This is a genomic window from Micromonospora sp. C95, assembly GCF_018070465.1.
In the GTDB taxonomy this organism is placed as follows: domain Bacteria; phylum Actinomycetota; class Actinomycetes; order Mycobacteriales; family Micromonosporaceae; genus Micromonospora.
Genome location: NZ_JAGPXT010000031.1, coordinates 54,545 through 63,182 on the forward strand (window position 1 = coordinate 54,545; position 8,638 = coordinate 63,182).

At 70.1% G+C, this 8,638-nt stretch carries 7 protein-coding genes; 3 read left to right on the forward strand and 4 right to left on the reverse strand.

The window, feature by feature from the left end; translation table 11 throughout:
• The first annotated feature begins 57 nt into the window (after positions 1 to 57).
• On the forward strand, positions 58 to 486 hold the full coding sequence (locus tag KBX00_RS25455) for a globin (protein ID WP_210830584.1): 429 nt from the start codon (positions 58 to 60) through the stop codon (positions 484 to 486).
• A gap of 45 nt (positions 487 to 531) precedes the next feature.
• Here KBX00_RS25455 and KBX00_RS25460 read toward each other — a convergent pair whose 3' ends face one another.
• The 4 genes from KBX00_RS25460 to ettA all read right to left on the reverse strand — a co-directional run bounded on the left by KBX00_RS25460 (position 532) and on the right by ettA (position 4,059).
• Positions 532 to 1,116 carry a YbjN domain-containing protein gene (locus KBX00_RS25460; RefSeq protein WP_210830585.1) on the reverse strand — a complete coding sequence of 195 codons (585 nt, stop codon included), beginning with the start codon at positions 1,114 to 1,116 and terminating at the stop codon, positions 532 to 534.
• A gap of 130 nt (positions 1,117 to 1,246) precedes the next feature.
• Complete coding sequence (locus KBX00_RS25465; protein WP_210830586.1) at positions 1,247 to 1,927, reverse strand: hypothetical protein; 681 nt, start codon at positions 1,925 to 1,927, stop codon at positions 1,247 to 1,249.
• Positions 1,924 to 2,367 (reverse strand): thioesterase family protein, encoded by a 444-nt coding sequence (locus KBX00_RS25470; RefSeq protein WP_210830587.1) that lies wholly within the window; start codon positions 2,365 to 2,367, stop codon positions 1,924 to 1,926. Before KBX00_RS25470 ends, KBX00_RS25465 begins: the two co-directional genes overlap by 4 nt.
• A gap of 15 nt (positions 2,368 to 2,382) precedes the next feature.
• A complete protein-coding gene (gene ettA / locus KBX00_RS25475) occupies positions 2,383 to 4,059 on the reverse strand; it encodes an energy-dependent translational throttle protein EttA (protein ID WP_210830588.1) in 1,677 nt (558 codons plus the stop codon).
• A gap of 342 nt (positions 4,060 to 4,401) precedes the next feature.
• On the opposite strand from ettA, the gene KBX00_RS25480 reads away from it, so the two are divergent.
• Positions 4,402 to 5,802, forward strand: a complete 1,401-nt coding sequence (locus KBX00_RS25480) for a trehalose-6-phosphate synthase (protein ID WP_210830589.1) — start codon at positions 4,402 to 4,404, stop codon at positions 5,800 to 5,802.
• Between the two features lie 41 nt (positions 5,803 to 5,843).
• Positions 5,844 to 8,405 (forward strand): trehalose-phosphatase, encoded by a 2,562-nt coding sequence (otsB, locus tag KBX00_RS25485; protein WP_210830596.1) that lies wholly within the window; start codon positions 5,844 to 5,846, stop codon positions 8,403 to 8,405.
• Positions 8,406 to 8,638: the final 233 nt, after the last annotated feature.

Genomic DNA, 8,638 nt, shown 5'->3' on the forward strand with positions numbered 1-8,638 from the left:
CTCGTTCACCCGGTGCCGGCCGGGCGGGCGCCGGGGCGGGCCTGGCAGGATGGAACGGTGAATCCCGCAGGTGAGTCCGAAGGCCACGGCGAGGCGGTCACGTTCTTCGACGCCGTCGGCGGTGAGCCCACGTTCCGCAGGCTGGTCGAGGAGTTCTACGCCGGCATCGCCGCCGATCCGCTGTTGCGCCCGATGTATCCGGAGGAGGATCTGGGCCCGGCGGCCGACCGGATGCGGCTGTTTCTCATGCAGTACTGGGGCGGCCCGAACACCTACTCGGCACAGCGTGGCCATCCCCGACTGCGGATGCGCCACGCCCCGTTCCGGATCGGCGCGGCGGAACGCGACGCCTGGCTAGGTCACATGCGGCGGGCGGTGGACAGCCTCGACCTGCCTCCCGCGCTCGCCACCGAACTGTGGGACTACCTCGAGCGGGCGGCGTACTTCATGGTGAACGACATGACGGACCCGGCGGCACACGGCTGACCGGCGCCGCCCCGCCCCCTGACGGAGCGGATGCCGTCGCCCAGGTCAGAGCAGGGCGCCCTCGTCGTGCAGCCAGTCGACGAAGCTGGTGGCCACGGCGGCACCGCAGTCGAGCAACTCGACCAGGAGCGCGTCGTGGGCACCTGCCGCGAGCGGAACCTGCAACTCGGCGTAGATCGGCAACTGACCACGTTCGGTGGGGTCCCCCACGTACGCCTTGCAGAAGCGTCGAGTGTGGTTCCACTCGTTGACCACCCGGTAGGCCCGGTCCGCCCAGTCCGGCGGCACCGTCGCGTGTGGCCGGGCCCGCAGCACGAGGATCTCGTCCTCCGGCCCCTCCAGGGTGACCAGCACCGCGTGCCGCTCCCACATGGCCAGCAGGTTGCCGTCTCCGTCGGCCAGGTAACGCACGTCGAGCAGGTCGAGCGCGTCACAGATCCGGCGCAGGGTTACCTGTTCGACGGTGGCTGGCATGTCGGCGATCAACGGACGCTCCGCAGCCGGACAGTCGTCGCCCGGTTGGCGGGGCGCCGGCGGGCCGACCCGGACCGCACCTTCCACCATGATCCTGCTTCGAGTTTCCGGGTCGCCGCCACTGGCGGGACCTGGACGCCATGACCACCACGGCATCGCTCGCGCACCTCACTCCCCAGCGGATCCGGTCGCCTACAGTGGGTGGATCCGAGGATGGACGGTACCCGGACAGCCGGAACGAAGCACCCCCCCAACGGCAGCACCAAACCGGAAGGATGAGCAGAGGTCATCCTTTCGCATGAGCCATGGATGGCCGTACGACAAGATCCGTGGCCTTCTGCGACCAGATGGCTCCGTACGGTCCCACCAATCCGACCCATCGGCCAGCCGCGCGTACCTGCACGCCGTCAGCGTCCGACGAATCCCCCGACGCGGCGAGGAAACCCATGCGAACCAGACCCTGCACCATCCGCTGAGTCACCTCCACCGGACGGTCAGGCTCGTCGTCGGGGGTGACCACCACCGCCACGTGGTCCAGCAGGGCGTCGCGGAGCACCCGCTGCCCCACCGCCCGACCACCGACACCGTGCTCGGCCGCCGCGCGCAGGGTGCCCGCCGCCGCCTCGGCCAGCCGGCGCAGTTCCCCGCCCGGCAGCGTCTCGACCCGCCGACTGACGGCCGGCGGCAGGGCCCACCGCCACTGCGCGTCGCAGCGGGCCGGCAGGTCCGCGCCGCCGGCCGCGAGTTCGGCGAGCAACTGCCCGGCAGCGACGGTCACGTCACCCGGGCCCGCACCGGCCACCGTACGCACCGCCAGCACCTCCCACGGCAGCCGCGCCCAGAGGGCGGTACGCGCGCCGACAGCGGCCGGCCTGAGCCGAACGAGGGCGGCGCGCTCCAACCGGACGAGCCGGGCCAGGAACGCCCCCGCGTCGGCGCGGTCGACGATGCCGTGTCCGGCGCTCATGGCGCCGCCTGCGACACGTGGCCGAGCAGGAACGTGCGCTCCGGCTCACTCAGCCGCCGGGGCACCTGCCGGACCAGGTCGAACGGCACCAGCACCGAACGGGCCCGACTGATGAGCAGCTCGCCGTCGTACATCTCGTAACCGACGGTGAAGGAGGCGGCCCGCAACTGCTCCACCCACAGCTCGATCCGCACGGTGGGCGCGGTCTCGACGGTGGCCCGGTCGAGGGCGTAGTCCACCGGCCGCAGGTAGTCGACCTCGTGCCGGCGGATCACCACGCCCTCGGCGAACGAGTCCACCCCGTGCGCCCGGGCACCGACGAACATCAACGCCACCCGGGCCTCCTCGTAGAGGGTGAGGAAGCGGGCGTTGTTGACGTGGCCGTACGCGTCCAGGTCGGACCAGCGCAGGGTGCAGTGGTAGACGAACCGGTCAGCCACGACGGACCCACCCGGTCAGTCGCGGGTCAGCTTGCGGTACGTCACCCGGTGCGGACGGGCCGCCTCGGCGCCGAGCCGGTCGACCTTGTTCTTCTCGTACGCCTCGAAATTTCCCTCGAACCAGAACCACTTCGCCGAGTCCTCGTCGTCGCCCTCCCAGGCCAGGATGTGCGTGGCGACCCGGTCCAGGAACATCCGGTCGTGGGAGATCACCACGGCGCAGCCGGGGAACTCCAGCAGCGCGTTCTCCAGGCTGGACAGGGTCTCCACGTCCAGGTCGTTGGTCGGCTCGTCGAGCAGGATGACGTTGCCGCCGATCTTGAGCGTCAACGCCAGGTTGAGCCGGTTGCGCTCGCCACCGGAGAGCACCTTTGTCGGCTTCTGCTGGTCGGGGCCCTTGAACCCGAACGCCGCGATGTAGGCCCGCGAGGGCATCTCGACCTTGCCCACCATGAGGTGGTCCAGTCCGTCGGAGACGACCTCCCAGACGGTCTTGTCGCCGTCCAGGCCCTGCCGGTTCTGGTCGACGTAGGACAGCGAGACGGTCTCGCCGACCCGGACCCGGCCGCCGGTCGGCTCCTCCAGCCCCACGATGGTCTTGAACAGGGTGGTCTTGCCGACCCCGTTCGGGCCGATGATGCCGACGATGCCGTTGCGCGGCAGCGAGAAGGAGAGGTTGTCGATGAGCACCCGCTCGCCGAAGCCCTTGGTCAGGCTGTTCGCCTCGATGACGGTGTTGCCCAGGCGCGGGCCCGGCGGAATCTGGATCTCCTCGAAGTCCAGCTTGCGGGTCTTCTCCGCCTCGGCGGCCATCTCGTCGTACCGGTCGAGACGGGCCTTGGACTTGGTCTGCCGGGCCTTGGCGTTGGAGCGTACCCAGTCCAGCTCGTCGGCCAGGCGCTTCTTCATCTTGGCGTCGCGGCGACCCTCCACCGCCAGCCGGGCCGCCTTCTTCTCCAGGTAGGTGGAGTAGTTGCCCTCGTACGGGTAGGCGCGACCGCGGTCCAGCTCCAGGATCCAGTTGGCCACGTTGTCCAGGAAGTAGCGGTCGTGGGTGATGGCGACCACGGTGCCGGCGTACTTGGCCAGGTGCTGCTCCAGCCACTGCACGCTCTCGGCGTCCAGGTGGTTGGTGGGCTCGTCGAGCAGCAGCAGGTCGGGGGCCTCCAGCAGCAGCTTGCACAGGGCGACCCGGCGGCGCTCACCGCCGGAGAGCTGGGTGACGTCCGCGTCCGGCGGCGGACAGCGCAGTGCGTCCATGGCCAGTTCGAGCTTGGAGTCGATGTCCCACGCGTCGGCGTGGTCCAGCTCCTCCTGGAGCCGGCCCATCTCCTCCATCAGCTCGTCGGAGTAGTCGGTGGCCATCTGCTCGGCGATCTTGTTGAACCGCTCCAGCTTGACCTTCGTCTCCGCCACCGCCTCCTCGACGTTGCCGAGCACGGTCTTGGCGTCGTTGAGTGGCGGTTCCTGCGCGAGCATCCCCACGGTGAAGCCGGGCATCAGCCGGGCCTCGCCGTTGCTCGGCTGCTCCCAACCCGCCATGATCTTGAGCAGGCTGGACTTACCGGCGCCGTTCGGACCGACCACCCCGATCTTGGCGCCCGGCAGGAAGTTCAGCGTCACGTTGTCGAGCACGACCTTGTCGCCGTGCGCCTTGCGCGCCTTGTCCAGGACGTAGATGAACTGGGCCACGGTGCGGGCTCCTCCGTCGCTTTCGATCGCCGATTTCGCGTGCCACGGGCGCGGGCCAGGGCCGCCGTCCATCGCCGTCGGCCGACAGCCGGCCGCGCGCACGCCATTGTCAATCCTGACAGGTACGCCGGACCGCGCCCACATCGCCCCGCCAGACGGTGTCCAACGGGTCAGGCCAGTGCCCCGACCGCCGACCGGGAGAGCTCACCTGTAAACATGATCACGTCCTGGGTTCGCCGAGTTCGGGACGGGTAGGTGAGTCCGGCACAGGGGAACAGACGCCGCAGCTACGCTCAGTACGCTCATCGCGGTGGACCCGTCAGCACCCGGAGGTGGCCGATCGTGACCGTCCGTAGCTCCTTTGTCGTAGTGGCGAACCGACTGCCGGTCGACGAGGTGAGCACACCCGAGGGACGGCAGTGGCGACGCAGCCCCGGCGGGCTGGTCACCGCGCTGCACCCCGTTCTCGCCGAGCACCAGGGCACCTGGGTCGGCTGGGCAGGCGGCACCGGCGCGGCCCCCGAGCCGTTCGACCTGGAGGGCATCCGGCTGCATCCGGTGCCACTGAGCGCCGAGGAGCTGGAGCGCTACTACGAGGGGCAGTCCAACGCGACGATCTGGCCGCTCTACCACGACGCCGTCGAGACGCCCGCCTACAAGCGCCGCTGGCGTGAGGCGTACCGCCTGGTCAACGCCCGGTTCGCGGAGGCCGCGGCGGAGGTCGCCGCCGAGGGGGCCACGGTCTGGGTCCAGGACTACCAGCTCCAACTGGTGCCGGCGATGCTCCGGGAGCTGCGCCCCGACCTGCGGATCGGCTTCTTCCTGCACATCCCGTTCCCGCCGATCGAGCTGTTCATGCAGATGCCGTTCCGCGCCGAGATCCTGCGTGGCCTGCTCGGCGCCGACCTGGTCGGTTTCCAGCAGCGGCTCGCCGCGCAGAACTTCGTCCGGCTGGCCCGGCACCTGCTGGGGCTGCGGTACGAGGGCCAGATGATCCAGGTGGACGGCCGTCAGGTCAAGGCCGGCGCGTTCCCCATCTCGATCGACACACAGGAGATGGAGCGGTTGGCCGCCGACCCGGCGATCCAGGCGCGGGCCAAGGAGATCCGCGAGGAGCTGGGCAATCCCAAGACGATCATCCTCGGCGTCGACCGCCTCGACTACACCAAGGGCATCGAACTGCGCCTCAAGGCGTTCCGCGAGTTGCTGGCTGACGGAAAGTTGACAGTGCCCGACGCGGTTATGGTGCAGGTCGCCACGCCGAGCCGCGAACGGGTGGAGCACTACCAGGCACTTCGCGTCAAGGTTGAGCGCGAGGTTGGTCGGATTAATGGCGAATTCGGCCGGGTTGGCGTGCCGGCGGTGCATTATCTGCATCAGTCGTACAGTCGGACCGAACTGGCTGCGATGTACGCCGCCGCCGACGTGATGATGGTCACTCCGCTGCGAGACGGAATGAACCTGGTGGCCAAGGAGTACGTGGCATCAAGGGCGGACCACGGGGGCGCACTCGTACTCAGTGAGTTCGCCGGCGCGGCCACCGAGCTGCGTCAGGCGTTCCTGTGCAACCCGCACGACCCCGACGCGGTCAAGGACGCTCTGCTACGGGCCGTGCATGTGGAGAAGCCGGAGGCTCGTCGCCGTATGCGGACAATGCAACGCCATCTGCGCACCCACGACGTGGGGCACTGGGCGAAGTCCTTCCTCACCGAACTTGGTGTGCCCGACATGGAGGCAGCGTGAACGCGGCGTCCACCGAGAACAGCACGCCCGTCGCGGGCCCGATGGATCGGGAACTGCGCGCCGCCATCGGGCGGATCGCCCGGGTGCCCCAACTCCTGGTCGCCTGCGACTACGACGGCACGCTGGCGCCGATCGTGGAGGACCCGAGCAAGGCCGTACCGCTGCCGGAGTCGGTGGCGGCGGTGCGGGCCCTGGCGGCGCTGCCGCAGACCACCGTGGCGGTCGTCTCCGGTCGCGCGCTGCGTGACCTGGCCGCCCTTTCCCGGCTGCCGAGCGAGGTCCACCTGGTCGGCAGTCACGGCTCCGAATTCGACATCGGCTTCGTCGAGCGGCTCTCCCCCGAGCTGATCGCCGTACGAACCCGGCTGCGCGACGCCCTGCGGGACATCGCCGCGGCCCACCCCGGTGTCCGACTGGAACGCAAGCCGGCGAGTGTCGCCGTACACACCCGTGGGGTTGATCCCCAGGTCGCCGCCGCCACCATCGACGCGGTCCGCAACGGCCCGGCGACCTGGCCGGACGTCACCGTGACCCAGGGCAAGGAGGTCATCGAGCTCTCCGTCGTGGCCACCCACAAGGGCACCGCCGTCGACCAGCTGCGCACCCAGCTCTCGGCGAGTGCGGTGCTCTTCATCGGCGACGACGTGACCGACGAGAACGCCTTCGGCAACCTGCACGGCCCGGACGTGGGCATCAAGATCGGCCCGGGTGAGACGAAGGCCGGTTACCGGGTGGCCGAGCCGATCGAGGCAGCCCGAGCGCTCGGGCTGCTGCTGGAGACCCGACGGCACTGGCTGTTCGGTGAACGGGCGGTGCCGATCGAGCGTCACTCCATGCTGGCCAACGGTCGGACGGTCGCGCTGCTCACGCCGGACGCCAAGGTGAGCTGGCTGTGTAACCCCAAGCCCGACTCGGCGGCGATCTTCGCGGATCTGGTCGGTGGCAGTCCGGCCGGGCATTTCAGCGTCGCACCCGAGCGCGGCGGCATTCCGCTGGGCCAGCGCTACCGCTCCGGCACGATGACCGTGGAGACTCGCTGGTCCGGTCTCACCGTCACCGACTGGCTCGACAAGCCGGACCCCAAGGCCACGCCGGACGGCCCGGCGATCATCTCCGGTGACTCGACCCTGATCCGGGTACTCACCGGCACCGGTCGGGTCCGGGTCGAGTTCGCGCCCCGGCCGGAGTTCGCCCAGGTCGCCGTCCAGCTCCAGCCGCTCGGGGACGGCCTGCTGGTGCTCGGTTCCAACGAACCGGTCGCGCTCTACTCCCCCGGGGTGCAGTGGGAGGTCGGCAACGACGGCGGGTACGAGACCGCCAAGGCGGTGGTGGACCTCGCCGCGCTCGGCGGCCAGGTGGTGCTGGAGCTGCGTTTCGGTACGCACAGCCTGGAACACCACCGGCTGCCCATCCACGAGCGGCAGGCCGCGGCCGAGCGGCCCTGGAAGGACTGGGTGGCCTCGCTGCGGCTGCCGACCACCGCCCGGGACCTGGTCGCCCGCAGCGCACTGACCCTGCGCGCCCTCTGCCACGAGGCCACCGGCTCGATCCTGGCGGCGGCGACCACCTCGCTGCCGGAGGAGCTGGGCGGGGTCCGTAACTGGGACTACCGCTACTGCTGGCTGCGGGATGCCGCGATGACCGCCCGAGCCCTTGTCGACCTGGGCTCGATCACCGAGGCCGAGGCGTTCCTGCGCTGGGTGGACGGCTGTGTGGAGCGCACCGGCGGGCACCCCGAACGGCTGCACCCGCTCTACACGGTCGACGGCTTCGAACTGGGTGCCGAGGCGGTCATCGACACCCTGCCCGGCTACGCCGGATCCCGCCCGGTACGCGTCGGCAACCTCGCCAACCACCAGCTCCAACTCGACGTCTTCGGCCCGATCGCCGACCTGATCGCCGCCACCGCCGACGTGCGCGGCTCGGTACGCGCCGAGGAGTGGCGGGTGCTGGAGAACATGGTCGAGGCGGTCCGCCGTCGCTGGCACGAGCCGGACCACGGCATCTGGGAGGCCCGCCTACCACCCCGGCACCACGTCTTCTCGAAGGTCATGTGCTGGATGACCGTCGACCGGGCGCTGCACGTGATGCGTCAGCACGGCGGCGAGGACCGCCCGGAGTGGGTGGAACTACGCGACCGGATCGGCGCCAACGTGCTCGAGTACGGCTGGCACGAGCACGCCGAGGCGTACAGCGTCGCGTACGGCGACGAGGACATGGACGCCTCGTCGCTGTGGATCGGCATCTCCGGACTGCTGGCCGGCGACGATCCCCGCTTTCTCTCCACCGTGCTGAAGATCGAGGCGGATCTGCGCAGCGGTCCGGTCGTCTACCGCTACCACTGGGACGACGGCCTGCCCGGTCGCGAGGGCGGCTTCCACATCTGCACGGCGTGGCTGATCGAGGCGTACCTGCGTACCGGCCGGCGGACCGACGCCGAGGAACTGTTCCTACAGATGATCGACACGGCGGGTCCGACCGGCTTGCTGCCCGAGCAGTACGACCCGCTGGCCGAGCGCGGCCTGGGCAACCACCCGCAGGCGTACAGCCACCTCGGCGTGGTCCGCTGCGCGCTGCTGCTCGACAACATGCTCAAGCAGTAGCGACCCCTGCACCAAGCGGCCGGAGACCCCCGTCTCCGGCCGCTCCTGCTCCCACCCGCCCCACCTCTCACCCCCCGGAGCCTCCCCCGTTGATCATGAGGTTGGCGGCGTTTCTGATCTCCAGGACTGCCGCTGACCTCATGGTCGACACTGTGCTGTCGTCGGGCGTGGGGCGTTGTTGGGGGTGTGGCCCGCCGTGCCCGGCTCCGGGCGGTCAGGCTTGATCCCTGCGC

Coding starts and splice junctions, on each gene's coding strand:
- KBX00_RS25460 (WP_210830585.1), bottom strand. CDS start 1,116: ATGCCGTGGTGGTCATGGCGTCCAGGTCCCGCCAGTGGCGGCGACCCG.
- KBX00_RS25465 (WP_210830586.1), bottom strand. CDS start 1,927: ATGAGCGCCGGACACGGCATCGTCGACCGCGCCGACGCGGGGGCGTTC.
- otsB (WP_210830596.1), top strand. CDS start 5,844: ATGGATCGGGAACTGCGCGCCGCCATCGGGCGGATCGCCCGGGTGCCC.